A 25599-nucleotide genomic window follows, 5' to 3' on the forward strand; every position below is an offset into this window, starting at 1 on the left:
CAGCAAAAGAACAAAACCATGGGTTCTTTATGGGCCGGGTCCTTTAGATCCCGGCCTGAAACACCTCACGGCCCAGGTTCTTAGGGCTGTCTGCTTTTGGATTGATCTTTCTGTTTTGGGTTAGGGTATCTTTTCTGGGAAGGGCGTTCGACCTGCTGTTTTTCCCACCTGTTCCGGCAGTTGAACAAATCATAATTTTTTGCTCCAAGTCCTTGGTTGAATTCACAATAGCAAAGAAGCCCAACATTACTCTTTCCGTTGCATGTACCGTCAACTCGTACTTTCCTGCCCCGTGGGGGACGTAAACATGAACACGGTACCATGGGTAGAAATTCTTGTCAAAATCGAAGTTGGTTTAAGTAACCTGCTGAAATTATATTCGATTGTGTTTTTCTCCCTGTGGATGGCCTTTTCTGTTTTGTTATTGAACCCTTTGCCGGACAAGGGCTTGGGGATTATCTTCGTCCAGTATAAAAATTTTTCAAAAAATAAAAATTTTCTGGTCTTTACTAATAGGGTGTTGAAATCGATAGCATCTGCATGACGAAATACAGCAAATTTTCGGTTAGTTAAAGATTGAAAAAGCCTCTGTTTCGTTGTAACTTTTTAAGCAGCAAACAAAAAATGAAACAACAACGCAGAGGCCTTATGTATACAAAAAATATCAGGTGAATCATCACAAAGCAATTGAAAAAGAGTTTTTCGAACTGGAAAAAGATGACAAGGAAGTCCAAAAAAGAGCTGATAAAGCAAATCGTGATGGAGGTTGTGGATAATTATGATTATTCCCATACCTTGGCCTTGGACATTCCCATCGAAGAACTCATAGGAATAGAAGATCAAAGACCATCTGAAGGTATCCTCGATCTTCAGGAGATGGCTGCCTATATTGAGAATTTTCATTCCGATAATTTGTTTGACTTTGACAACCGGAAAAAACCATACTCTGAAATTGTAGATAAAGAATTACAATTTATTGATCAGCTTTTAGACAACAAGATTATCAATGATTTGATCGCACCTGACGGTTATTCCGCTGTGCATAGGGATATTCAACCCTATCAATTGTTCCGGATGGAGCTTTTAAAAATTATCAAATACCCTGAAATCAGTTACAGGAAGTTTTGTAGCGATGAATATTTTGGCAGGGAACGAAAGCAAAACAGGCGTTTTGTGCGGTTGCCTTTAAATACCAAACTCCAGGTAGATCATACTGAGTTGTGTCACTTCCGGCGTGGCCTGAATTTCAAACAATTGATGAATGTCCTGGTATATTTTCTCCATCATTTTTATAAATCAAGCTGTCTTGAGAGTGCCGTTATCCATGGTGTTGATTCCAGTGAGCTGCCGTCTGAAATCAATTACCCCCTTTGTACAATTCAGGTCAAAGGCAAGAAAATACGAATTTATTCCGATCCGGACTGTGACTGTGGAAAACGCCGGAATAAAAGGGATAAATCGTATTACGTTATTGGGTACCGGATTCATACACTAACCGCCATCAACCCATCGACAGGCCATAGTTTTCCGTTGATATCTATAGTAGGGGCAGCAAATCATCATGACAGCCTGTTTTTAAAACCGTTGATCAAGCTTGCTCAGGCATTGGGTATTGATATCAAATTGATAACCGCCGACCAGGCTTATCACGATAGTGATGGTTCGGTTCTCAATGAAACCGGAGTCTATGTCGTAGCCCCTGCATCGGAGAAAGCCAAACTTCCTGACAACGTTTTGGAATCGCCATTAAGGGTTGCCTGTAATGATTCTTGTGAGATTCCGATGCAGTTTTTAGGATCGACACCGGAAGGCCGCGAATTTGGATGTGATGCCGCTCCGGGTGAGTGTGCATTTGAATCAAATTGTCCAAAATTAAGGATCGTTGATTTTGACAATGGCTATTTTCAACCAATGCCGACTTTTCATAGCGGATCTCAAGACGCAATCGAGATTCGGAAAAATTGTGAAAGGCCCTTTAATCTGATGAAAAAAAGAGAAGGCCTCGAACAAACACGGGTAAGAAGCCAGGATGGTGTAATTGTCCGATCAACTTTGACAACTATCGTAACATTGTTGATTGAAATGGCCGGAACAAGGCATAAACCAATAAAAAAATATGATGGACAAAAGGAGCTGTTTGCTACCACAGGATGAATTGAACGTTCAATGCAGGATTTTTTCTGAGCCGATTGATCGGTCGCTGCCGGTATATCTGAATACAACAAAGGCCGCTGTCTGAAATAGACTTTATGCGGTAAAAAACAAAACCAGATATTGCTACGGTAAAAACCGAGCAATTTGACATTGGAAAAAAGAATTCCAAACACGTGGGGTACCTATAACGAAACAGAAAATTTGAATGATTTCAACACCCTTTAATATTCTTTTCCGTGTTTTGTTTTATTCCTTGGAATATCTGGGGTGGCAATGATCACTGTTTGAAAGCGGAGGGGATCACATGATAACTGATCGGAAACCATTACAGGACGGCACAACCTGGAATTCCGTAGTCTCGATTGATGACTGGGATCGGCCGATTTTGCGGATTCAGAAAAATCAGAAGCTGTGGGAAAGTGAACACTTCATGGAGCTTTACTTTGCCCAGTGCGTTGAAGGCATCTGGTTCATGGAAGCTGAGGAACCATTTTTGTGGGATGATACCGTGGACAAGGATAAGGCCCTTGACTATGCCTTTTCCCACCAGCACATTGTCCGGATCAATGACGCCATGCTTCAGCAGTATAAGGCCAGCAGGGAGCAGTTCATGGGGTTGACCCTGAATGACTTTTTCCGGCATGACCTTGAAAATGCTAGGAATATGTGGAGACAGATTTTTGACCACGGCAAGCTTACCTGTGAGACCAGTGAGAGAAGATTCCGGGGACCCACCAAATTTGCCGGTGATACGGTATGGTTTCTTGGAGATTACTTCTGCATTTATAACCAGGAAGGAAAAATGGTAGGCCATTTCGGCTCCCAAAGAGATATTACTTCACGGAAACTGGCTGAAAAAGCATTGACCGAAAGCGAGAAACGGTACCGGTTCCTGACAAAGAACGTGGCCGACGGCATCATGGTGGTCCTTAACTGGAAACTGGTTTTTGTCAACGATGCGCTGCTCAGCATGTTTGGCCACAATGACGCTGGTCGAATTGTGGGACAGGACGTGTTGCGACTCATTGCTCCTGAATCCAGGGAGCGGTTCAAAAAGGAACTGGGTACCCTGCAGGCAGACAATGGCAGGAGCAATATTTTTCAGACCCGCTGTATGACCCTGAACGGGGAAATTTTTTGGGCAGAGGTCAACAATGCCGTAATCAATTGGAACGACGAACCTGCCCTACTGTGTACCATAAGAAATATCAATGAGAAAAAGATCAAGGAACTCAGGGTCAGAGAGCGGGCAGAAAATCTTCACCAACAAAACCAACGGCTTCGGGCCAGCATAAAAGAGCGATTTAAGTTCTGCAATATTATCGGCAAAAGCCAGGCCATGCAGCAGGTGTATGAATTGATCATCCGGGCGGCTGATTCAGATGCCAACGTGGTAATATACGGGGAATCTGGAACCGGCAAGGAATTGGTGGCCCGGGCTATCCATGAGGTGAGCAATCGGAGTGACAAGGCAATTGTGCCGGTGAACTGCTATGCCATTCCGGATTCGCTTCTGGAAAGTGAGTTTTTTGGCTATCGAAAAGGGGCGTTTACAGGGGCATTCATTGACAAATCCGGTTACCTGGACCAGGCTGATGGAGGCACATTGTTTCTCGATGAGGTCGGGGACCTGGATTTGGTCATGCAGGGAAAACTGCTTCGGGCCATAGAAGGCGGCGGATATACGCCGATCGGCAGTCAGAAGATTTGCCACTCGGATTTCAGAATCATTGCAGCCACAAATAAGGATATGAGCCGGGCCGTGAGAAAAGGTGTTGTCCGGGAGGATTTCTTTTACAGAATTCATGTCCTGTCCATTATCCTGCCTCCCCTGAGGGAACGAAAAGAGGATATTCAACTTCTGGTGGAACATTTCCTGTCCCTGTTCAAAGGGTCGGGAAAGAATTGGAATATTCCGGGACATGTCAATGATGAATTGATGAATTACGACTGGCCCGGTAATGTCCGGGAACTGCAGAATGTGCTTCACCGATATAAGACGGTGGGGAAGTTGGGCCTTGGGGGAAATCGCACTGAGTGGGAGGGCAATGACACCATGGGCACGATCCTCCCTTCGGACGAGTTAGAATCCTCCCTTAGTTACAGGGAAACACTTGACAGGTTTGAAAAAAAAGTAATTTTCAATGCCCTGGAGAAATCCCGGTGGAACCGGAGCCAAGTCTCCCGGGTACTTGGAATCCCCAGGCGAACCCTGTATCAGAAAATGAAACGATTTGGCCTGAATCCAACTTAAACCCAGGGGTAAGATGCCTCTTATCTGAACTGCAGGCAAATCCGGTGGGAAAACACGGCCGGATTTGCCCGGTATGGGCATATCTTGCCCGAAATTGACTGATCCCCCGGCCATTCATGGTTTTTCATGTTAGAAGGCTTCTATATGTGGGCAAGTCCTGCTCATATCCAGTTTTTGCTCTTATCTTGTCGAACACACCCAATAAACTATAAGAATCTTTAAATTTCAGATGGTTAAAAAAAGCAAACCGGCCCGGCACATTCGTTGCTCCTGTTAATATTCGGAAGATTAATAAATCCAGATGGTTGACAGTTGCGTTACAAACAACCTGTTTGGCATCTCCGGGCGACCGATCGGCACCGGCTTCCAATTGTTTTTAACCCTATCATTGAGGAGACTTTTGATGAGTCAAAACAAAACCGTATACCCATACATCCCCAATTCAGTACCTGAGATACAGTCTCAAATGCTCAAAGAGATCAATGTTAACGATATCATGGAGCTCTATGAAGAGATTCCGGACCACCTTAAATTTAAGGGCACCATGAACCTGCCGGAACCGATTCACGATGAATACGGAATCCGCAGGCATGTGGAAGGACTGCTGAAGAAAAATAAGAACTGCAGTGAGTATTTAAATTTTCTGGGAGCAGGTTGTGCCCAGCATTTCATTCCCGCAGTATGTGATGAGGTCAGCGGCAGGGGGGAGTTCCTCACCGCTTATGTAGGGGACTCCTATGCTGATCACGGGAAATGGCAGGCCCTGTTCGAATATGCCAGCAACATGGGCGAACTTTTGGATATGGATGTGTTGAGTTGTCCGGTCTATGACGGCCACCATGCTGCTGCACGGGCTTTGAGAATGGCATCCAGAGCCTGCAAGAGAAAAGAGATTCTCATGCCCTCGTCCGTATCTCCGGACGGCCTGCTGGTCATAAAGAATTATCTGAATGGGGTGGGGGGACCTGATTTGCCCATTACCTTTGTAGATTTTGATTCTGCCACGGGGCTGATGAATCTTTCCGACTTAGAGTCCAAAATTTCGAATAAAACAGCCGCGGTTTTCATTGAAAATCCCTGCTACCTGGGCATGCTTGAGACCCAGGCTGAAAAAATTGGAAAGATTGCAAAAGAAGCTGGTGCAGAATTCGTGGTTAAAGTAGATCCGATTTCCTGCGGTGTGATTGCTCCTCCAGCGCATTACGGCGCTACCCTGGCTTGCGGCGATTCCCAAAGCCTCGGAATTCATATGCAGTGCGGCGGGGGGCAGACCGGCTTCATTGCCAGCCGCGATGACATGAAATACATCAGTGAATTTACCGAGCTTATGTTCGGCATTACAGAAACGGTAAAGAAAGGGGAATACGGATTCGGTGAAGTCCTGTACGATCGGACCTCGTACGGGTCCCGTGAAAAAGGAAAAGAATTCACCGGGACCACCACGGGGTTATGGGCCATTACCACCGGGGCTTATCTGGCCCTTATGGGCCCCAAGGGAATGGAGCAAGTCGGCCGGACCATTATGCAGAACGCGGCTTATGCCGCTAAAAAAATAGAGGAGATTCCTGGCGTTGAAATCCATTTCCCCACTCCGTTTTTCAAAGAATTTGTAGTGAATTTCAATCAAACCGGCAAAAGTGTTGCCCAGATCAACCAGAAGTTGATGGCCTTCAGCATTTTTGGAGGGAAAGATCTTTCTTTCGAATTCCCGGATTTGGGCCAGAGCGCTTTATACTGCGTCACGGAAATCATGAACAGCCAGGACATCGATAAGCTGGTTTATGCTTTGAAAGCTGTTGTTTAAGCCAAAGAAAAAATTTTGAATCAGTCAATCAGATACAAGGAGTAAATATTATGGGCAGAGATGCAAAAACATTGTTGCGAAAATTTCATCAGGCAAGATGGGACGAACAGATTATATACGAGATGAGTGTTCCTGGCGAACGGGGGGTTTTGGTGCCCAAAGCCGATGCTGTGGTTGAAAGGGTAATTGGAAACGGCATCGGCCTGGTGCCGGAAGGGATGGCCCGGAAAACTCCGGCAGCCCTTCCGGAGGTCAGTCAGATGCGGGTTAATCGCCATTATCTTCACCTGTCCCAGGAAACCCTTGGCACAGACGTTAACATTGATATCAGCCAGGGAACCTGCACGATGAAGTACAGTCCCAAGGTCCAGGAACATATCGCAGCCCGGAATCCGAATATTACGGAGGTCCATCCCCTTCAGGACACTGACACCCTTCAGGGCATTCTGGAAATCTATTATAAACTGGCCCAGTTTCTCAGGGAAATTTCAGGCCTGGATGAGTTCAGCCTCCAGCCTGGCGGAGGTGCCCACGGAGTGTTCACCAATGCCTCTATTGTCAGGGCCTATCACAACGCAAGAGGAGATCATCAACGGGATGAAATCATTACGACCATGTTCTCTCATCCCTGCGATGCTGCCACGCCTGCCACGGCCGGTTATAAGGTCATCACCCTGATGCCTGATGAAAAGGGGTATCCTGATCTTGAAGCCATGAAGGCGGCATTAAGTGAAAGGACGGCCGGTATTTTCATTACAAATCCGGAAGATACAGGCATTTACAACCCACGGATCGAAGAATACGTGAACGCGGCCCATGCTGTAGGCGCCCTTTGTTCCTACGATCAGGCCAATGCCAATGGGATGCTGGGTATTGCCAGGGCCAGGGAAGCCGGCTTTGACCTGTGCCATTTTAATGTCCACAAAACCTTTTCCACTCCTCACGGGTGCATGGGCCCTGCCATGGGCGCCATCGGCGTCAGGGAGATCCTCAAACCTTTTCTTCCGGTTCCCCGGGTGGAATTTGACGGGAGAAAATATTTTTTGAATTCCAACTATCCAGACAGCATCGGTAAAGTCCGCGCATTTTTCGGCAATGCCACGGTTGCCCTTAAAGCTTATGCCTGGATCATGCAGCACGGTGCAGAGGGCTTAAAGGAAGTGGCCAGATGTTCGGTCCTCAATTCCAACTATATGGAAAAGAAACTGCGGCAGATCCGCGGCGTCAAGGTCTGGTATGCTGAAGGCAAAACCCGGTTGGAACAGGTCCGGTACTGCTGGGAAACCCTTAAAGAGGAGACCGGCGTGGGCACGGATGATGTCATGCGCCGCATGGGCGATTACGGGCTCCAGCATTACTGGACCAGCCACCACCCCTGGGTGGTGCCCGAGCCCTTTACCCTGGAACCCTGCGAATCTTATTCCAAAGATGACATTGACGAGTATGTGGCGATTTTAAAAAAGATTTCCGATGAAGCCTATGAAAATCCGGAAATGGTTAAAAATGCCCCATACAATATGCCGGTTCATAAGGTTCCGGCTCCAAATATCGATGAGCCTGAACGGATTGCCGTCACTTGGCGCCAATACCTGAAGAAAAAAGGTTTAAAATAATTTGCCTTTGGGCGGAGCCCTTTTCAAGGTGTTTAACCAGAGGGCCCGCCTCCATTTTGCATCAGGAGCAGGTGATCTATGAAAAAACTAGGTGTAATTGTTAATCCCGTTGCCGGCATTGGCGGCAGGGTCGGACTCAAGGGCAGCGACGGCGAAGATATACTTGAAAAGGCGATTGCCCTTGGTGCCCGGCCGGAGTCTCCGGGCCGGGCAATGACCGCCTTAAAGGAGGTAGCCGGCATGAAAATCCCGGTGGAAATCCTGACCTATCCTGGTGTGATGGGTGAGGAAGAATGCCTGAATGCCGGGCTTTCCCCCATAGTCATCGGATCCATTGACCAGGGCCGGACCACTCCTTCGGATACCATTCGAGCGGCCATGGAAATGGCCGATGCCGGAGTGGATCTTCTTCTGTTTGCCGGCGGTGACGGCACTGCCCGGAATATATACAACGCCGTAGGTGAAAATGTATCAGTTCTGGGAATTCCGGCCGGGGTGAAAATTCATTCTGCGGTTTATGCCGTGAATCCTAAACGTGCCGGCCAGGTGGCTGCCATGTTCCTGGAACGAAAAAAGATGACGATCCGGTCCTCGGAGGTCATGGACATTGATGAAGATGCATTTCGGGAGGGCCGGGTTAAGGCCAAGCTATTCGGTTATATGAAGGTGCCTGAGGAACCCCGGTTCGTCCAGAGTGTCAAATCCGGGGGAGCAAGGGCAGAAAAAGAAATTCTGGCCGGTATTGCCGAAGATATCGCGGATGAGATGGAGAATTCAGATTGTTATTTTATCATTGGGCCGGGCACGACCACCCGGTCTGTCATGGAATACCTGAATCTTGAAAATACTCTTTTGGGAGTGGATGTTGTTAAAAATCGTAAAATCGTGGCCTCGGATGTTGATGAACAGCAGCTCTGGGACCTGATAGCCGGGGAACAAACCAAAATCGTGCTCACTGTCATCGGTGGTCAGGGCCATCTTTTCGGCAGGGGGAATCAGCAGATCAGTCCCCGGATTATCCGAAACGTCGGGCGGGAGAACATCCGTGTGATTGCCACCAAAGAAAAACTCATTGCACTGAACGGCCGTCCACTTCTGGTGGATACAGGAGATGAAACACTGAATGCCGAACTGGCCGGATATTTAAAGGTCACCACAGGGTATGAGGACTATACCATGTGCCGGGTGGGATACTAGATCCCCCGGATAAAGCAGTCGGAAAAGGTCAGAAAGGACGTATGATATGGATCAAACAATGTTAAACCGGATTTTGACGGACTCACGGACCGTTATGGCCGAACTTCTTGAAGTGGCTGGGCTTAAACCGGGCAAGCTTTTGGTGGTGGGCTGTTCCACCAGCGAAATCGTGGGTAAGCGGATCGGAACCGCATCGGTCAAGGAAATCGCCCAGGCTGTTATCCAGGGTATTTGCCCGGTAATAGAAGAAAAGGGGTTGTTCCTTGCCGCGCAATGCTGCGAACACCTGAACCGGGCACTGATCATGGAGTCTGCCGTGGCCGAACTCAGAGGGTATGAACCGGTTTGCGTGGTTCCTAGGATCAAAGCCGGGGGGGCCTTTGCCGCAGAGGCATATCAGGGTTTCAATGAGCCTGTGGCGGTGGAATCCATTGTGGCAGATGCGGGGGTAGACATTGGGGACACATTTATCGGAATGCACCTTCATCCCGTTGCTGTTCCGGTAAGAACCAGAATCATACAGATCGGATATGCACACGTGACAGTGGCCAGGTGTCGGCCCAAATTCATCGGCGGAAAACGCAGTGAATATGAAAACTAAATCATAAGCTATTTAGGAGATTAAATATGGAAACGACTAAGACCGAAAAAGCATTATCTGACAAGTGGAAAGGTTCCGGAACGCTGAAACGCTCGCTCAAGTGGGTTTACGTCTATTCTCTCGCCACAGGGGCCATTTTCACATTCATGGGATACTGGGACGGCGTATTCCTTTCATCGTGCGGTCCCGCCACCTGGTTGGCCTTTCTTATGATGACGTTTATGATCATGCCCATCGCCTATGTTTATTGTGAACTGGCGGCGGTGATGCCCTTTACTGGAGCCGAACTGCGATACGCAACCGTTGGTTTGAACAAACACGCCGGTTTCTGGTCCTGTTGGTTGATCATGCTCGCCTGGATCGCTGTGCCACCGGCCGGGGTCATGGGCGTACTGGATTGGTTGAATTTTACGACCAATGCTGGGATCAGTGACCAGACAATCACTTTAATTGGTTGCGGATGTCTGGTTGCATTTTGTTTCATGAGTATGTACAAAATAGAGATTGCTGGGAGTGTACAGACTTTCATGCTGTTTGCGGCCATGATCGGTTGCATTATCACCGTGGTTGTTCTGTTTTTAGGCGACCGTCTGGATTTTGCGAATTTGACGCCTCATTTCAGGTCTGGATTCGAGAGTAAGTACGGTCCTTTTTGGGGTTGGATGGTTGGTTTGTCCATCATTATTACTCCTTATTTCGGGTTTGAAGTTGTGCCAAACCTGGTTGAAGAAGGTAATTTTCCTATTAAAAGCCTGTCCAAGGCCATTTGGGGATCGGCGGTATCGGCCGGTGTCATCTATATCTTCTTCTATTTTTTTACCTCCAATGTCGCCCCTTGGGAAACCTTGACCAACAATGGAGATTTTTCCGGTTTTGTAATCTTGAAACAAATGGTGACTTGGAGCACAGGCTGGAAGCGTTACGCTTTATTTTTCGGCATCACCTGTATTCTTTTTCCCATTGCTACAAGCGTCTTGGGCTTTTGGATATCCTCGGTCAGGCTTTTATACGCCATGGGACGGCATAATTTCCTACCAAAAGCGTTTGCCAAGACCAATCGGCATTCCGAACCGATTCTGCCCAATCTTTTAGTATTGGCAATTGGCATCGCCTTCCTGTTGAATAAGAACAGCACTTTTGTGGCCGATTTTTTCATCCTGATGGCGCTCGGCTGTGCCACAACGTATCTGATTATAATGGTTTCAGCCATTCGACTGGCTCTAAATTACCCTGAATGGGAGCGTCCCTTCAAAATTCCCGGGGGTATGGGCATGCGCGTGCTTGCACTGATCATAGCCGGCATCATCACCTTTGGCTGTACATTCAGCTTGAACTGGGGGGCCATGCGAGTATTGACCATCTATCTTGGTTTGGGTGCCATCATATGGCTTTGGGCCATATTTGTCATCTGGCCGAAAAATAAAGTTTGGATGCAAACTCCTGATGGTGAAAAAGATTTTTAACAAGATAAGATAAATAGCCATTGAGACAAGCATATCCATACGACGCTTCGAAACTCTGGAGGAAAGGTGGCAATGTCCGGATAGTTGTTAATGTGTAAAATCAAAGGACCTATACTTCCGGCACGGAATGTCGCAAAAACGGAAACTCAAGACATTAACGAAGAATAACAAGGAGTTTAATATGAAAAAACTTGATGGAAAAGTCGCCGTAGTCACTGGCGCGGCAATGGGAAACGGCGAGGGAATAGCCAGAGTACTGTCGGCGCATGGCGCCTCAGTTGCCTTGTGGGATATATCGGACCGCGTCTTTGAAACCGCTGAATCACTCTCGGCTGAAGGCGGGAAGAGCAGCTCCTACAAGGTGGATGTCACCAAATTTGAAGAATGTCGGCAGGCTGCGGCGAAAATATTGTCCGACAAAGGCAAAATAGACATCCTTGTCAACAATGCGGGTGTTGTCCGGTTGGCCAATTTCCTGGAGATGAGCGATGAAATCCGTGATTTTCACTTTAACGTAAATATTAAGGGTACCTGGAATGTTACCAAAGCGGTCCTGCCCAATATGATATACAACAATTATGGCCGCATTGTGATCTTGTCTTCAGTGACAGGTCCGATTGTGGCCGACGAGGGCGAGACTGCTTACGCGACCACTAAGGCTGCACTTTGGGGTTTCGGCAAGGCCCTAGCCCGTGAAGTCGCAAAAAATGGAATCACTGTCAACTCGATCTGCCCCGGGTACATCATGACTCCGATGGCCGACCAGATCGCCCGTGAATCAGATCCTGGCAATCCAGATTCGGTCATTAAAGGAATCGCCTCCGGTGTCCCGCTGGGCCGCCTCGGCAACATCAAGGAGGTCGGTGATTTGGTTGCGTTTCTATCATCTGACGAATCCAGCTATATCACCGGAACCCAGGTTGTTATCGACGGAGGGAGCACGCTCCCCGAAACAGTGTCTGTTGGTGTATGACCTTTTGCCCGAGTCTTAAAGAACTGCCGCTTGATAACTGAGGTGGTAGGGTAATTGTGGACACTTCTCTAAGGGTGGGTTAATAACCCACCCACACGGAGGTGTCAAATAAAGAAAGACAGAAAGAAATATGCACCTGAATTGAGAGAAGAGGCAGTTAAACTGATAGAGGTTTTATTTTGACCACAGGCCTTAAGGATCGCAGATGAAATAAAATGAACCGAAAGTACGCCGAACTTTGGCTCATATACAAGGCACGCCAACGGTTAGCAGGTCCATTGGGGCTTTGGTGCAACGCAGTAGATGAACCAAGGGGCGGGTCATTTCGTTCATTTCATGAGATTTGCGGTCCTAATTCAACGGAATAAACCACTGGCATGCCAGTGGTTTATTCCGTTGAATTAGTAGCCATTTTGAACCTCTTCTTTTGCTTACATCGGATGCCCAATTGAAGTTTTATGCCACATTGTGATATTATTATGGCTTAGATATTTAACCATCCCCAAAATGGGGCAGAAATACCGGGAAGACAAAATGAAAATCGTATCCATTGCGGTGAGCCGGGAAAAGGGAACCATCAAAACCTGCGTGGATCAGGCTCAGCTCATCGAAAATTACGGGATAGAAGGGGACGCCCATGCAGGCGACTGGCACAGGCAGGTCAGTTTTCTGGCATCTGAAAGCATAGAAAAGGCCGAAACCGAAGCCCTGAAACTTAACTTCGGAGATTTTGCCGAAAATATTGCCACAACAGGCATTGACTGGGCTTCACAGCCGGTGGGCCGGAAGTTCAGGCTGGGCAGGGAAGCACTCGTGGAAATTACCCAGATCGGCAAAAAGTGTCATAAAAAATGTACCATTTTTTACCGGACAGGGGACTGCATTATGCCCAGAGAGGGAGTCTTTGCAAGGGTACTCAAGGGCGGTGCAATAGAAAAAGGTGACCCTGTTGAACCGGTGACGGATTAACCTGGCGATATCAATTTGAGGCACCCGGCCCAATGCCCGGAAACGTCAATACTTCGGGCAGGGTTCTCCACGCTTGGTTTTTCCGGGATGGTGTATGAATCGATTCAGGCCCTGCCCGGTAGAATAGAAGATGTTCTTCCTGTGATATAGTAGGCAATCAGCCCCACCCATTCCCTCATTGCCATCTTCAGGATAGTCAGGTGGCCTGAAAAGTCCGGACCCAGGCTGGGGGGCTTGTCCGGATGGGTGAGATGATCCACCGGATAGGGAATCACCTTCCATCCGATCTTTTCAAATACACCCACGGCCCGGGGCAGATGCCATGAGGTTGTGACCAGTATCCAGTTCTGGTTGGGCCTGGGATTCACCGCAGCCTTTGAAAAGACTCCATTCTCATGGGTATTTCTGGACCTGGATTCAAATAGGATGCCTGCGGGATCGACTCCAAGGTCATCAAACACCATCCGGGCCACATCTGCATCCTTGTATTCCCCATGACTCAAGCTTCCCGATCCGCCGGCAAAGAGATGAATTGCGTCCGGATATTGCCGGATCAGGCGGATGAATCCCAGATACCGCTCCGCTGCCCTGCTCAACTCTGCCTGGTTCCGGAAATGGGCAAGATAGGCTTTCTCCGATCCGCCCAGCATGATGATTCCGTCTACCCTTTCCGGGAGATCCGGATGGGTCTTGAACCGGTTCTCCAGGGGGGCCAGTATAAATTCCCCGACCGGAACAAAGGTAATGATGAGCATGGCCGACACTCCAAGGGTGAGGATCAGTTTTGCCTTTTTCACGGCCCCGGCCAGGAGCAGCAAAAATCCCGTGGAGATCATGAGCACCAGGAGGATATCCGGTGAGATGACCATCCAGATCAGCTTTGACAACCAGAAAAACAAGATCCTTCTCCTATCTCAGGGGTGTGGGTTCATTGAAAAAGCCCTGGAACACGGGCTTCTCATGCACAGTTTTCCTAGGAAAACCCGGGTTATTTCAAAGAGTCGAACAGATTTTCCGCCACCCCTGGAAAATCTTCCGGTGCAAAGCAGTACTTCATGTCCAGGAAGTCTTTTCTGAACTCAGCCACCTTGTCCTTGACAAAAGCTCCGTTCTTGATCAGGTCGGCCATGAGGGAGGCCAGGGTCCCAAAATCATCAGGTCCCATGCCGAACCGGGTCATTTCTGATACCCCCATTCTCAAAGCGCCTGAGGCGGTAAATCCTTCTTCCCTAGGGGTGGCCTGGTAGTTGACAATGATATTGTTCTCCTCCAGGGCCCTGGCAATGGCAGCTCCCCTGGCATAGCCCACGTTGAGGATGACCTGGTGGGTTTCGGTAAAGGAGATGTCAGGGTCCCCGGCCACATCCAGGCCCTGGTCTTTGAGGGCTTTTGCAAAGGCCTTGGCGTTTTTGATGACCGCGGCCTGGTACCCGTCCCTAAAGGCGTTCATCTCATAGGCGGAAAAGAGCAAACCGGTCATGGTGCCCAGGTGGTGGTTGGAGACGCTCCCGGGAAAGGTTCTTCTCTGGACTGCCTCCCAGAGCTCGTAAAGGGGATCTTCTTCTTTAAAGTCTGCGGCAATCACCCCCCGCTGGGTTCCGAAATAGGTTTTGTGGGTGGAGCCGGTGACCACATGGGCGCCCTGGCCCAGGGGTTCCTGGAAATGGGGACCATACAGTCCCAGGACATGGGCCATGTCGTACATGACAATACAGTCCGGGGCCAGCGCATCCGTGAGTTTCCGGATTTCAGCCACAGGCTCCTTGTGGAGGATCATGCTCTTTCCCAGGATGACCAGCTCCGGCTTGTGTTCGGCAATGATCTCTTCACAGGCCTGGATATCGATCTTGTATGGGTTGTCCTCCAGCACGGGAAAATTGACCACCCCCGGCCGCTCTGTCTTGGGGTCCCGGGCCACGAAATCCCGCAGGGCTCCCATGGGCTGGGCGCTTAAATGGCCTCCCCGGATAATGTGGTTGTTCATGATCTTGGAGATCCTGCGCTGTTCGCTTTTCCGGTCGGCCCGGTTCAGATAGTCCACCAGGGCGCTGAACAGGGCGGTGTTGGCCATCTGGCCCGAGATCACCCTGGATTCCACCCGGCAGCAGCCAAAGAAATCCATGAACTCCTGATTCAGCTTCTGCTCGATATCCCGGATAAATTCCGTTCCCTGGTAATAGAATACGTCCTCCCCGGAAAAAGCCTTGATTTCCTTGTGCTCGGCATACCGGTTCACAGGATCGGAGATGGACAGGAGCCGGGACAGATAGGACTGGCTCATCTCCGAGGGGATGAGGTTGATGCATTGATTCCGGCGCCAGGCATGGTTGGCCAGGGCCCGGGAGACCAGGTTTCCGGCCCGGGTTTTCCTCTCTTTTTTGTTCCCGGCCTTTTCTTGTTGTTCAAGCCGGAAGAGCTTAATCTGGTCCGGGGGAATGGACCGGACATGGGGCGGGGCTTCGGAACTCATGTGATAGGGGACCACCACGGCCTCACACCTTTTTTTCCGGATTTCGATTTCCAGGATATCCCCCTCAACCAGATTGCTGTCAATCAGGGCCAGGGCCACGGCCCGGCGTTTGGGAGTCTCTTCAAAATCTCCGTCAAGGCCGGATCCTTTGGCCACCTGAAAGGGCACCATGGTGCCCGAGGTGATAAATCCCACGTGGCGGTCCCCTGAAAATACCCGATATCCTTCCCGGGCTATCCCCTTGCCGGTTACAGCCAGGGGTGTGACCCTCCGGGGCAGGGCGGATATGTCGGAAAAATTTCTGTCAATGATCCGGCCTAGGGCCTCAAATTGGGCGGCCAGGGCTTGCTTTCCAATGAAATCCCCCTTGAGGGGGGAGAAACTGACGGCAAATTTGGACAGCCTGGAGGCAAAGATGGGGATCTCTTTTTTTTCATGGTCTATTCCCAGTTCATGACCGTACAGAGGCAGGGCCGCCTCCAGGCGGAGGGTATCCCGGGCTCCCAGTCCGATGGGGGCGGCCCCCAGTTCAATGAGTCTGTCCCAGAGTTCCAGGGCAGGTTCGTTGTCCACAAAGAGTTCAAATCCCAGGGGCTCCCCTGTGTACCCGGTCCGGGCGATCTGGACCCGGGTTTCCCCGATCCGGGCGATGCTCAGGTTGTTCCGGGCCGGCTCGGGCAGATGACCCCCGGTGATCAGTTTTTCCATGATGGTCCGGGATTCAGGCCCCTGGAGAGAGATCATGGCCTGGTCAAAGGTTCGGTCCTCCATCTCCACCCCGGCAAAGGCCGGCAGATGGGTTCTGAAATGGGCCAGATCTTTTTCCCGGTTGGAGGCGTTCACCACCAGCAGAAACCGGTCCGGCTCAAACCGGTAAAGATAGGCGTCGTCAATGGCCCCTCCCGCTTCATTCTGGATCAGCGTATACTGGCTTTCTCCGACGTCCAGAGCGGCCGCGTTGTTGGTCAGGACATGCTGGAGAAAGGCCAGGGCTTTTTCCCCGCTGAAGTATACCCGGCCCATATGGGATACATCAAAGATACCTGCGCTCCGGCGGCAGGCCATGTGCTCGGCAATGATGCCTTCCGGGTACTGGATGGGCATTTCCCACCCCCCGAATTCGACGATTTTGGCGTTCAGGTTCTGATGGCGTTCCAGGAAGATGGTCTTTAATAATTGGGTCATTTTCTCTCTCCGTATGTTAAAAAGCGAGAACAGCGGGAACAGCCATCAGCAAGATCAGCAGTCTGTCCCCACGTTTTCCAGTATTTGTTTTGCCCGCCTGTGTGCCGCTTTTTTTGTTTCTTTGATCACAGGTGTTTGGAAAGCGTAGTCCAATCCCGGGAAGATGTCAACGCTGAGATTTGGCAGGCTTTCAGGATGAATTGCCCGACCTTGCCCCGGCGGTCAGGCAGGCCAGGGCAAGAAGGGTGCAGACCCCGGAAATGAGGCTGATGCTCAGGATATCGGATCTGGACCAGACCAGGCCCCCGCAAAAGGCCCCGGATACCCTTCCCAGGCCGGCCACGGCGTAAAATGCCGACAGGGTGGACGCCCGGAATTCCGGGACCAGTTCCGTGGCCAGGCCCATGGATGTGACAAGGGTAAATTCAAAAAAGAAAAAGACCAGGAACAGCCCTGCCAGAACAAAGACAAGTCCCCGGTCCAGAACAGGCAGGAGAAAATAGGCCCCGCTGCACAGGACTCCTCCCAGGAGAATGGCCCGTCTCAGTCCCAGGCGGTCGGAGATCAGGGCCGTGCATCCTTCCCCCAGAAGTTCGGCCAGGCCGATGAGGATGGTTCCGAAGCCGATGGCGGCCAGGGAAAGACCATAGGATTGTTCCAGCCAGGCCCCGTACACGATGAACAGATTGTCGGAGCCAAGGGACATGAAAAAGGCGAATCCCAGCATCCCCAGGACCTTGGGGTTTTTCATGATGATCTTCCAATTGGACAGGAACAGGGCGCGGGAAGGGTGCTTTTGAGATTCCGGGATCTTGTCCCGGGCCATGAATTTCAGGATTCCCACAAAGCAGAAAACGGTCAGCACGCCCAAGATCAGGAAAGGGGCATGCCAGGAGAACCGGGCGATGACCAGTCCGGCCAGGGGGATGCCCATCAGGGTGGAGCCGGCCCAGGCGATTTCCATGATCCCGATATACCTTCCCCGCTGCTCATAGGGAACCGATTTCCCGATATAGGCCTGGAGGGTGGGATCAAAGATGCACTTGGCCAGACCCCCGAAAAAGAGGCAGAGGGCCAGGGTGGTGTAAAAGGGGAAAAAGCCCACTCCAAAGGCTCCGATAGCGGCCAGGACCAGGGCGGCCAGCATGACGCGCTTGTATCCGTATCTGTCGGCAAAGGCGGCGCCCACGGGTCCCAGGACTCCGGTGATCTGGTTCAGGGCAATGATGGGGGTGATGGCTGCCAGGCCCACCCCGGTTCCCCGGGCAAATTCAGGGGCAAAGGGATAGACCAGCCTCCGGGTGATGTTGAGCAGGAGCTTGGTAAAGGTGGCCACGCCGATAAAGGCGTGGAACTGCCTGGGTGTCTGATCCATATTAAATAACGGCCAGGAGCCTGAACTTGTCAAAGATCAGGAGCAGCCCGATGAGAATCAGCAGGGCCCCGGCAATCCGGTTGATGATCCCGATCATTCGGGTGGCCTTTTTCATGAAATCCAGCATGGAGTTGATGAAGATGGAGATGAGGATAAAGGGCAGTGCCATTCCGGCCGAGTATACCGCCAGGAGCCAGACCCCCTTGAGCACGGTTTCCTGGTTCCCGGCCACGATGAGGATGGTTCCCAGCATGGGGCCGATGCAGGGGCTCCACCCGGCCCCGAAGGCCATTCCGATGAGAAAGGTGCCGAAGAGGTGGAGGGGTTTTTCCTTGACATGAACCCGCTTTTCAAACTGAAAAGCCTTGATGTTGATGAGGCCCAGAAGGTGGAGGCCGAAGATCAGGATCACCCCGCCGCCCACATATCTGACCACCCAGGAGTATTCCGAGGCCAGCTTTCCCAGAAATGAGGCCGAGGCCCCGAACAGGATGAAGATAAAGGAAAAACCTGCCACATAGGCCAGGGTGGAGAGGATCACCTTTTGCCGGATCTCTTTTCTGTCTGCGGTCATTTCATCCAGGGAAAGCCCGGTGATAAACGAAAAATAGGCCGGAATCAGGGGCAGAACGCAGGGAGAGAGAAAGGAGAGCAGACCTGCTGCAAAGGCTGCCGGGAATGTAATGGTCTCGGTGAACATGGGGTATCCTTACATAAGGGTCAAAAGTCTAAAGCCCAAAGCCAAAAGCAGAAAATTTCAGGGTGTTCAACTCTGGTCGACTACGCAGGGGCCGGTTCATAACAAACTAAGCCATCTGCCTTCTCGTTTCAAGGGAGGGGTTTGTTTTTTTATTTCAGGCTTTTTACAGAACCCGATCTCTGATATGGTTTTACCAGGTTTATGCGGATTTATCTTTAAGAAAAGGTGCCAGAAACTTGGGGAATCATCGATCATGATCATAAAAACCCAGAAAGGCCGGTCCATTGATACGGCAGTTGACCTGGGTCCGGCGGAACGCCATATCCTCCAGAAACTCTTTGCCTGGCAGTCTGTGGTCGATTCCATTTCCCTTTTTAGGGAGAAAAAAGCCAGGGCCCTGGAGGTCGGATGGAACGATTCCGGTCCGATCCGGGAGAGCCGGGCCCTTTCCCTGGTTATTCAGGAGATGGAAGAGCAGATCCTCAACCGGTTGAAGAAGCATCCTTCTTTGTAACATAGGGGCATTTGGCATTGAAAAATAAGACAGAGGCCAAAGACTGGCAGGTTTACCTGCTGACCTGTTCAGACGGCTCTCTCTACTGCGGGGTCACCAAGAACCTTGAAAACCGCCTGGCTCTCCATAACCTGGGCAAAGCCTCCAAGTACACCCGGTCCAGACGGCCCGTAACACTGGCCGGGGCCACAAAGGGGATGACAAAAGCCATGGCCTTCCGGCTGGAGTACCGGATCAAGCAGTTAAAGCCCGGTGAAAAACTGGCCGCTCTGGACCGGGAGGCTTCCCTTGGTTAATCCGGGGACGGAATCCATCTTGTAAGGACCTTTTGAATGAAATCTGTTTTCGCCCCGGTTGGGCTTCCCGGGCTATTTTCCTGCCCAACTGTTTGAGGCGGAGCGCTTTTCAGCCCCTTATTTTTACCTCTTCCTTATGGAAGTGACGGTTTCACCTCCGATTCCCCAATTGTCGGTATTAACTTCCTCTATGATGACAAAGGTGGTCTTGGGATTTTTCCCCAGAACCTTCTGCAGCAGGTCTGTTGCCCCCTGAATCAAAGCGGTTTTCTGTTCTTTGGTCACCCCTTCATCCGTTATCTTTATATTTACGTAAGGCATATGTTTTTCCATCCTTTTCAAATGATTCAAAAGTAATCATCCCGGTTTCGCCTGGAAATAGCAAGCTCAAAACAGGGATGCCGCCCACTGGGCTCTTGATTTTCAGATTCTGCTCCGGATATTGAATATTCCCTGGTGAACTGGTAAAGAATCCTCTATAAAAGGCATGATTTTCATTTTACCCATAACCTGAGTATAGCCTGGATGTGGAACCGCTTAAATAAAGTAAAGATATTCAATGATTTTCCCCTGGACAATGATGACGGGAGAAGACGGCGGCTGACCGGGATGCTGCTCATTGCCGGATCAATGGTGGCTGCCGGATTGATGGCCCAGGACATTGCCGCCGGAAATTTTGTGGAAACAGGCATTGATCTTTTTATCCTCTTTTCCTTTGCCCTCTGTTTTATATGGCTGCCTAGAGTCCGGAGGGCGGAATGGATCTATCGGCTCGCCGTGGGGAGTCTGGCGACCGGGCTCCTGTTTATTGCCTTTACCGATGAGGATCAGACCAAATTCCTTTTGCTTTTATTGTTTCCCCAGCTCTTTCATTTCATCCTGGGTAACCGGGAAGGGCTGGTCTGGAATATATCCACCCTGGTTCTCATAATGGTCCGTCTTACCGCCTTTGCCTTGTCCGGAGAGGCCTATCCCCTGGCATTTATCCTGCGGTTTTTCATCGCTTATGCCTGCATCTCCCTTGTGGCCTATACCCAGGAATGGATCCGGGCGCTTTATTTTAAAAAACTGATCGATGAAAAAGAAGAACTGAACCGGGCAAATCGTGAAATCCGGAAATTATCCTGCATTGACAATCTGACCGGGGTTTTCAACAGGGGCTACCTGGACCGGCAGCTGGAAAAGGAATTCAAGTATTCCCGGAGATCTGAAAAATCCCTTGCCGTTGTGCTCTGCGATATCGACCATTTTAAAAGAATCAATGACCAATACGGCCACCCGGTGGGGGATCAGGTGCTGAAAATCATATCCAATGTCTTTTCAGAGGGAGTCCGAAGGGATATCGACTGGGTTTCCCGGTACGGAGGGGAGGAATTTCTCCTTGTCCTTCCGGGAACCGATACCCCGGGGGCCAAAAAGGTGTCCGAGCGTATCCGGCTGCGCATTTCCCGGGGCAACTACGAGGTGGACGGCATTTCCATCCGCACCAGTGTAAGCTTTGGGATCTCGGTGCTGGACGACCCTTTAGCCTCGACAATATCCAATCCCGAAGTTCTTTTGAAGATGGCGGATGATGCCCTCTACCATGCAAAGCAGACCGGCAGAAACAAGGTGATCTGCCACAGCGATCTGGAAGGACGGACCGGCTGAAGTTACAAGATGGGATGGGCCTTCTTAAAAAATCCCTGCCCAGTTGAAATTAATGTACGGACCCGGATCCTAGGCATCATATCCGGGCAGAAGTTCTTTTAAATAAGAATAGATTGTGGAAGGTGTAATGAAAAGCCAGATTCCATCATTCCGGCAATCCTAACTTACAATTTCAGGGGAAAGGCAATGTCATACGAGCATATCGGCAGGATCATAACCAGGGGCTTTGCAGATCACGCGACCCGGACCGCTTTAAAGTACAAAGAGGGGGAAGAGTGGATTCATCTCAGCTACGGCGATCTAAAAGAAAGAATTCATCTTGCGGCGTGCGCCCTGATCCGGGCCGGTATTGAACCCGGGGACCGGGTGGGGATCTATTCCGCCAACCGGTATGAATGGGCTATCACCGATTTTGCCTGTGTCCTTGCCGGGGCCGTGTCCGTTCCCATCTATGCCACCAATACCCGGGAACAGAGTCTTTTCATCATCCGGAATGCCGGTATCCGGCTGCTGTTTGTGGGAAATGCCTTCCAGCTTGACAATACCCGGGCCCTGGGGTCAGGGGAGGATCCAATTAAAATTGTCTCCTATGATTCCGGCCTGGCCGCTAAAACCTCCCATGCGGTCTCCTTTGAGGCCTTTATCCGCCCGGATATCTCCGGCCGGTTTGAACCGGAACTGGCCCGCCGGGAAGCCTCTATCCAATCCAAGGATATCGTCACCATTATCTATACCTCGGGAACCACGGGCAATCCCAAGGGAGTCATGCTCAGCCACGCCAATTTCCTTCATCAGTTCAAGGCCCTGGACATCCATTTTTCTGTAACCCGGGAAGATGTGTCTCTCTGCTTTCTGCCCTTAAGCCACGTGTATGAGCGGGTCTGGTCCTATTATGTTTTTTCCAAGGGGGCCCTGAACACCTATCTTGAAGATCCTAAAAAGGTCATAGAAACCCTGAGAATCGTCCGGCCCACGGCCATGGTTTCCGTGCCCCGGCTCTATGAGAAAATCTATGCTGCCGTGAACAATGCCGGTGAAACCGCATGGCCGATAAAAAAATATTTATTTAAAAAGGCCGTTGAGACGGGCTTTGCCTATCACACATGCCTCAAGGAAAATAACCCAATCTCTTTGGGGCTCAGGCTTAAATTCAGGATTCTGGACCGGCTGATTCTGTCCAAGGTCAGGGAAATCGTGGGCGGTCCCAAAAATTTCTTTTCCGCCGGCGGAGCCCCCCTTGCCCAATCCATTGAAGAGTTCTTTTTTGCCTGCGGCCTGCTCATCTGCCAGGGGTACGGGCTGACGGAAACCGCTCCCATGATTTCTTTTAATACCCCCGGGGACTATAAATTCGGCACCGTGGGCAAGCCTGTGCCCGATTGTGAGGTCCGGATCGGTGCACAGGGGGAAGTCCTGGTCAGGGGAGGGCAGGTCATGGCCGGGTATTTTAACAGCCCGGAAAAAACCGCCCGGGCCATTGTGGACGGCTGGTTCAAGACCGGGGATATCGGTCGGTTTGACAGGGACGGATTTTTAAGGATCACAGACCGGATCAAAGAGCTGATCATCACCTCGGGGGGGAAGAACATTGCCCCCCAGCATATTGAAACCCTTGTGGGAAAAGATTATTTCATCGAACAGATCGTGGCCATCGGCGATGGAAAAAAATTCATATCCGCCCTGGTGGTGCCGGCCATGGAAGCCCTTGAAAAATGGGCCGAAAAAAAGCAGATCACCTGGCATTCCGTGGAAGGACTGATCAACCGGCCCGAGGTCAAGGCCCTTTACCGGAAACGAATCGACCTCAACTCCGGAAAACTGGCCCGGTTCGAAACCATTAAAAGCTTTACCCTCCTGCCCAGGCCCTTTACCGTGGAGACGGGAGAGATCACCCCCACCATGAAATTAAAACGTAAAATCATCAATGAGAAATATTATGAACTCATTGAATCCATGTACCAGAAGGCCGTTGCAGGGCCGTCTCCGACTGCCTGAACAGGGAAATTCATCGCGCTCCTGATCATTTTTCGGCCCTTTTCTGACGAAAAGCAAGTTTCATTTAATCCGGCTGCTGTTGAATTGTTAAAATTTGATAAAAATTGCGAATTTTGTTGCATTTTTTTAGAAATTCTATAATATCCATCCAATTTTTTAAGTTATTAGTATTAAAGTTATGAAATAAAACCCGGATGCGCCAGGGGGTGAGGCCCGGGATACCGGCGTGTTTTTTAAAGGTCCGGAACTGAATTTCAAATCTTAGATGTAATGCCGCGTCTGGAAAATCCTGCCGGCAGGGGAGATATATCATGCTCAAATCAATCCGGTCAAAGCTCATTGTTTTTTCTTTTTCTTTGATTCTGATTACCATTCTTCCGGTGGTTGTTGCCGTGAACATTCTGATCAATACTTCGGTTCATGGCACCTACCTTGAAAATGTGGCCCAGCAGGTAAACACCATCGAACAGATACTGGAGGTGTTTTACGATGATCTGGACCGAAATATTGATATGTTCGCCAACCTTGATAAGGTTAAAGCTGCGGACCCGACCCTGTCCAGATATTTTACCGGGTATGACGGCAGCACAAAAATGACGCCCTCCCAAAACGGTGGGATTGAGCAGGAGATATTTGAGGCCTTTGACAATTATGCAAAAACCCATCCCGGAACCCTTTACGTCTATATGGGGACCGAAGACGGTGGGTATATTCAATGGCCTGAAACCAAAAACGCCAAGGACTATGATCCCAGAAAGCGGCCCTGGTATACGGCCGCCATGGAGAAAAACGGGAGTATTATCCGGACCAATCCCTATACAGACGCGGTCACCGGTTCCGCCATCGTTTCCAATGCCAGGACCTTTAAGGATAAGACCGGAAAGGTATACGGGGTAATGGCCATTGATGTCTCCTCCGATAAACTGGCCCAGATCATGAAAGGGGTTAAAATCGGGGAAACCGGGTATGTCATGATGCTCCACAAAACCGGTCTGATCCTGGCCGATCCCAGAAATGAAGAAAACAATCTCAAGAACGTCAAGGAGATCGGCATTGACAAAATGGAGACCATTCTGGAAAAGGAAAAGGCCAGCTTTGAAACCACCATAGACGGTATCCCTTTTCAGGTGGATTCATTTCAGTCCGGCAGAACCGACTGGGTCATGGCGGTTCTCATTGAAAAGTCCGAATTATCCCAGGTCTCCACTAAAATAAGAACCATCATCCTGATGATCACCCTCCTGGTGCTGGCCGTGATCGGGGGACTGGCCTATGTGATCTCGGCAAGATTCATCAAACCCATCAACCTCATGGTGGAAGGTCTTAAGGATATCGCCCAGGGAGAAGGAGATCTGACCATGCGCCTGGCCGCGGACAGCCGTGATGAGATCGGTGAAATGGCAAAATGGTTCAATACCTTTGTGGAAAAACTCCAGGGGATAATAAAAAGCATTGCCCAGGATTCCGAGGAACTCAACACCTCTTCTTCCTCTCTTTTGACCGTTGCCGGAAAGGTGTCCCAGGGGGCGGACAATATGTCGGGGAACGCCAATTCCGTGGCCTCGGCAACAGAGGAGATGAGTTCCAATATGACCTCGGTGGCGGCAGCGGTTGAGCAGTCTTCCACCAATATCAGCATGGTGTCGGCGGCTGCCGAGGAAATGACCTCCACCATCGGTGAAATTGCCCGGAACACTGAAAAAACCCGGGACACAAGCAATAAGGCCGTGTCACAGACCCAAAGGGCATCGGAGAAAATCAATGACCTGAACCGTTCGGCCCGGGAAATCGGAAATGTGGTGGAAACCATCAACGATATTTCCGAGCAGACAAATCTCCTGGCCCTCAACGCTACAATCGAGGCTGCCCGGGCCGGCCAGGCCGGCAAGGGATTTGCCGTTGTGGCCGCCGAGATCAAAGAACTGGCCCGTCAGACTGCCGAAGCCACACTTGAGATCAAGGAGAAGATCCAGGGGATCCAGACCTCCACCCATGATACGGTTTCCGAGATTCAGGAGGTTACCGGCGGCATTGCCAGCGTGAATGAGATGATCGACACCGTGGCTGCAGCAGTGGAAGAGCAGTCCGTTACCACCCGGGAGATTGCCGCCAACGTGAGCCAGGCCGCTGAAGGAATCCAGGAGGTGACCCAAAACGTATCCCAGAGTTCCGGGGTGGCCAATGAGATCTCCCAAAATATCACCGATGTGAGCCAGGCTGCCGCAGACATGTCCGAGAGTGCCACTCAAATCGATACCAGTGCCCAGGGGTTAAGCCGCCTGGCCGGCAAGCTTAAGGAAACCGTAACCCTGTTTAAGGTGTAAAAGAGGGCGGATTCAGACGGGTAATAAAATCCGTAATACTTCCACCCTGGTTTTTCAACAGT

General features: G+C 50.4%; 20 protein-coding genes. 14 read left to right on the plus strand and 6 right to left on the minus strand.

The window, feature by feature from the left end; translation table 11 throughout:
- Positions 1–43: 43 nt before the first annotated feature.
- The gene (locus F608_RS0120835) at positions 44–274 is read right to left on the minus strand and encodes a hypothetical protein (protein ID WP_153307556.1); all 231 of its coding nucleotides are present in this window, start codon (positions 272–274) and stop codon (positions 44–46) included.
- A gap of 443 nt (positions 275–717) precedes the next feature.
- Between F608_RS0120835 and F608_RS0120845 the strand changes: the two genes are divergently transcribed.
- From F608_RS0120845 to F608_RS0120890, 9 genes are all read left to right on the plus strand, one after another.
- Positions 718–2154 carry a hypothetical protein gene (locus F608_RS0120845; RefSeq protein ID WP_027362971.1) on the plus strand — a complete coding sequence of 479 codons (1437 nt, stop codon included), beginning with the start codon at positions 718–720 and terminating at the stop codon, positions 2152–2154.
- A 304-nt stretch (positions 2155–2458) separates the two neighbouring features.
- Entirely contained in the window at positions 2459–4408 is a 1950-nt protein-coding gene (locus tag F608_RS35140) for a sigma-54-dependent Fis family transcriptional regulator (protein ID WP_051148612.1), read from the plus strand.
- A gap of 403 nt (positions 4409–4811) precedes the next feature.
- Positions 4812–6212 (plus strand): aminomethyl-transferring glycine dehydrogenase subunit GcvPA, encoded by a 1401-nt coding sequence (gene gcvPA / locus F608_RS0120860; RefSeq protein WP_022667634.1) that lies wholly within the window; start codon positions 4812–4814, stop codon positions 6210–6212.
- A 50-nt stretch (positions 6213–6262) separates the two neighbouring features.
- Complete coding sequence (gcvPB, locus tag F608_RS0120865; protein WP_022667635.1) at positions 6263–7825, plus strand: aminomethyl-transferring glycine dehydrogenase subunit GcvPB; 1563 nt, start codon at positions 6263–6265, stop codon at positions 7823–7825.
- A gap of 78 nt (positions 7826–7903) precedes the next feature.
- Entirely contained in the window at positions 7904–9022 is a 1119-nt protein-coding gene (locus F608_RS0120870) for an ATP-NAD kinase family protein (protein WP_022667636.1), read from the plus strand.
- Positions 9023–9068: 46 nt separating this feature from the next.
- On the plus strand, positions 9069–9623 hold the full coding sequence (locus tag F608_RS0120875; RefSeq protein ID WP_033398537.1) for a TIGR01440 family protein: 555 nt from the start codon (positions 9069–9071) through the stop codon (positions 9621–9623).
- Positions 9624–9649: 26 nt separating this feature from the next.
- Positions 9650–11086, plus strand: a complete 1437-nt coding sequence (locus F608_RS0120880) for an APC family permease (RefSeq protein ID WP_022667639.1) — start codon at positions 9650–9652, stop codon at positions 11084–11086.
- Positions 11087–11267: 181 nt separating this feature from the next.
- Positions 11268–12059, plus strand: coding sequence for an SDR family oxidoreductase UcpA (gene ucpA, locus F608_RS0120885; RefSeq protein ID WP_022667640.1), 792 nt, complete (start codon positions 11268–11270; stop codon positions 12057–12059).
- 534 nt (positions 12060–12593) lie between these two features.
- Entirely contained in the window at positions 12594–13028 is a 435-nt protein-coding gene (locus F608_RS0120890; RefSeq protein WP_027362973.1) for an MOSC domain-containing protein, read from the plus strand.
- Between the two features lie 104 nt (positions 13029–13132).
- Here the strand turns inward: F608_RS0120890 and F608_RS0120895 are convergent, their stop codons facing one another.
- The 4 genes from F608_RS0120895 to F608_RS0120910 form a co-directional block, all read right to left on the minus strand.
- Complete coding sequence (locus F608_RS0120895; RefSeq protein WP_022667644.1) at positions 13133–13927, minus strand: YdcF family protein; 795 nt, start codon at positions 13925–13927, stop codon at positions 13133–13135.
- Positions 13928–14016: 89 nt separating this feature from the next.
- A complete protein-coding gene (gene gcvT / locus F608_RS35145; RefSeq protein ID WP_022667645.1) occupies positions 14017–16683 on the minus strand; it encodes a glycine cleavage system aminomethyltransferase GcvT in 2667 nt (888 codons plus the stop codon).
- 190 nt (positions 16684–16873) lie between these two features.
- The gene (locus tag F608_RS0120905) at positions 16874–18058 is read right to left on the minus strand and encodes an MFS transporter (RefSeq protein WP_022667646.1); all 1185 of its coding nucleotides are present in this window, start codon (positions 18056–18058) and stop codon (positions 16874–16876) included.
- A 1-nt stretch (position 18059) separates the two neighbouring features.
- A complete protein-coding gene (locus F608_RS0120910; RefSeq protein ID WP_022667647.1) occupies positions 18060–18758 on the minus strand; it encodes a cytochrome c biogenesis CcdA family protein in 699 nt (232 codons plus the stop codon).
- Between the two features lie 253 nt (positions 18759–19011).
- Between F608_RS0120910 and F608_RS0120915 the strand changes: the two genes are divergently transcribed.
- Entirely contained in the window at positions 19012–19272 is a 261-nt protein-coding gene (locus tag F608_RS0120915; protein ID WP_022667649.1) for a hypothetical protein, read from the plus strand.
- A gap of 17 nt (positions 19273–19289) precedes the next feature.
- A complete protein-coding gene (locus F608_RS0120920; protein WP_022667651.1) occupies positions 19290–19568 on the plus strand; it encodes a GIY-YIG nuclease family protein in 279 nt (92 codons plus the stop codon).
- 123 nt (positions 19569–19691) lie between these two features.
- Here F608_RS0120920 and F608_RS0120925 read toward each other — a convergent pair whose 3' ends face one another.
- Complete coding sequence (locus tag F608_RS0120925) at positions 19692–19889, minus strand: tautomerase family protein (protein WP_022667652.1); 198 nt, start codon at positions 19887–19889, stop codon at positions 19692–19694.
- Positions 19890–20093: 204 nt separating this feature from the next.
- Between F608_RS0120925 and F608_RS35150 the strand changes: the two genes are divergently transcribed.
- The 3 genes from F608_RS35150 to F608_RS35155 all read left to right on the plus strand — a co-directional run bounded on the left by F608_RS35150 (position 20094) and on the right by F608_RS35155 (position 25537).
- A complete protein-coding gene (locus F608_RS35150; RefSeq protein WP_022667653.1) occupies positions 20094–21218 on the plus strand; it encodes a GGDEF domain-containing protein in 1125 nt (374 codons plus the stop codon).
- Positions 21219–21404: 186 nt separating this feature from the next.
- A complete protein-coding gene (locus F608_RS0120935; RefSeq protein ID WP_022667655.1) occupies positions 21405–23213 on the plus strand; it encodes an AMP-dependent synthetase/ligase in 1809 nt (602 codons plus the stop codon).
- Between the two features lie 311 nt (positions 23214–23524).
- On the plus strand, positions 23525–25537 hold the full coding sequence (locus tag F608_RS35155; RefSeq protein ID WP_022667660.1) for a methyl-accepting chemotaxis protein: 2013 nt from the start codon (positions 23525–23527) through the stop codon (positions 25535–25537).
- The last annotated feature ends 62 nt before the right edge of the window (positions 25538–25599 follow it).

Source organism: Desulfospira joergensenii DSM 10085, assembly GCF_000420085.1.
Taxonomy (GTDB): domain Bacteria; phylum Desulfobacterota; class Desulfobacteria; order Desulfobacterales; family Desulfobacteraceae; genus Desulfospira; species Desulfospira joergensenii.

Bases quoted from the DNA above. Each gene is read 5' to 3' on its own strand.
- F608_RS0120845 (WP_027362971.1), top strand. From the start codon at position 718: ATGACAAGGAAGTCCAAAAAAGAGCTGATAAAGCAAATCGTGATGGAG.
- F608_RS35140 (WP_051148612.1), top strand. From the start codon at position 2,459: ATGATAACTGATCGGAAACCATTACAGGACGGCACAACCTGGAATTCC.
- gcvPA (WP_022667634.1), top strand. From the start codon at position 4,812: ATGAGTCAAAACAAAACCGTATACCCATACATCCCCAATTCAGTACCT.
- gcvPB (WP_022667635.1), top strand. From the start codon at position 6,263: ATGGGCAGAGATGCAAAAACATTGTTGCGAAAATTTCATCAGGCAAGA.
- F608_RS0120870 (WP_022667636.1), top strand. From the start codon at position 7,904: ATGAAAAAACTAGGTGTAATTGTTAATCCCGTTGCCGGCATTGGCGGC.
- F608_RS0120875 (WP_033398537.1), top strand. From the start codon at position 9,069: ATGGATCAAACAATGTTAAACCGGATTTTGACGGACTCACGGACCGTT.
- F608_RS0120880 (WP_022667639.1), top strand. From the start codon at position 9,650: ATGGAAACGACTAAGACCGAAAAAGCATTATCTGACAAGTGGAAAGGT.
- ucpA (WP_022667640.1), top strand. From the start codon at position 11,268: ATGAAAAAACTTGATGGAAAAGTCGCCGTAGTCACTGGCGCGGCAATG.
- F608_RS0120890 (WP_027362973.1), top strand. From the start codon at position 12,594: ATGAAAATCGTATCCATTGCGGTGAGCCGGGAAAAGGGAACCATCAAA.
- gcvT (WP_022667645.1), bottom strand. From the start codon at position 16,683: ATGACCCAATTATTAAAGACCATCTTCCTGGAACGCCATCAGAACCTG.
- F608_RS0120905 (WP_022667646.1), bottom strand. From the start codon at position 18,058: ATGGATCAGACACCCAGGCAGTTCCACGCCTTTATCGGCGTGGCCACC.
- F608_RS0120910 (WP_022667647.1), bottom strand. From the start codon at position 18,758: ATGTTCACCGAGACCATTACATTCCCGGCAGCCTTTGCAGCAGGTCTG.
- F608_RS0120915 (WP_022667649.1), top strand. From the start codon at position 19,012: ATGATCATAAAAACCCAGAAAGGCCGGTCCATTGATACGGCAGTTGAC.
- F608_RS0120925 (WP_022667652.1), bottom strand. From the start codon at position 19,889: ATGCCTTACGTAAATATAAAGATAACGGATGAAGGGGTGACCAAAGAA.
- F608_RS35150 (WP_022667653.1), top strand. From the start codon at position 20,094: ATGTGGAACCGCTTAAATAAAGTAAAGATATTCAATGATTTTCCCCTG.
- F608_RS0120935 (WP_022667655.1), top strand. From the start codon at position 21,405: ATGTCATACGAGCATATCGGCAGGATCATAACCAGGGGCTTTGCAGAT.
- F608_RS35155 (WP_022667660.1), top strand. From the start codon at position 23,525: ATGCTCAAATCAATCCGGTCAAAGCTCATTGTTTTTTCTTTTTCTTTG.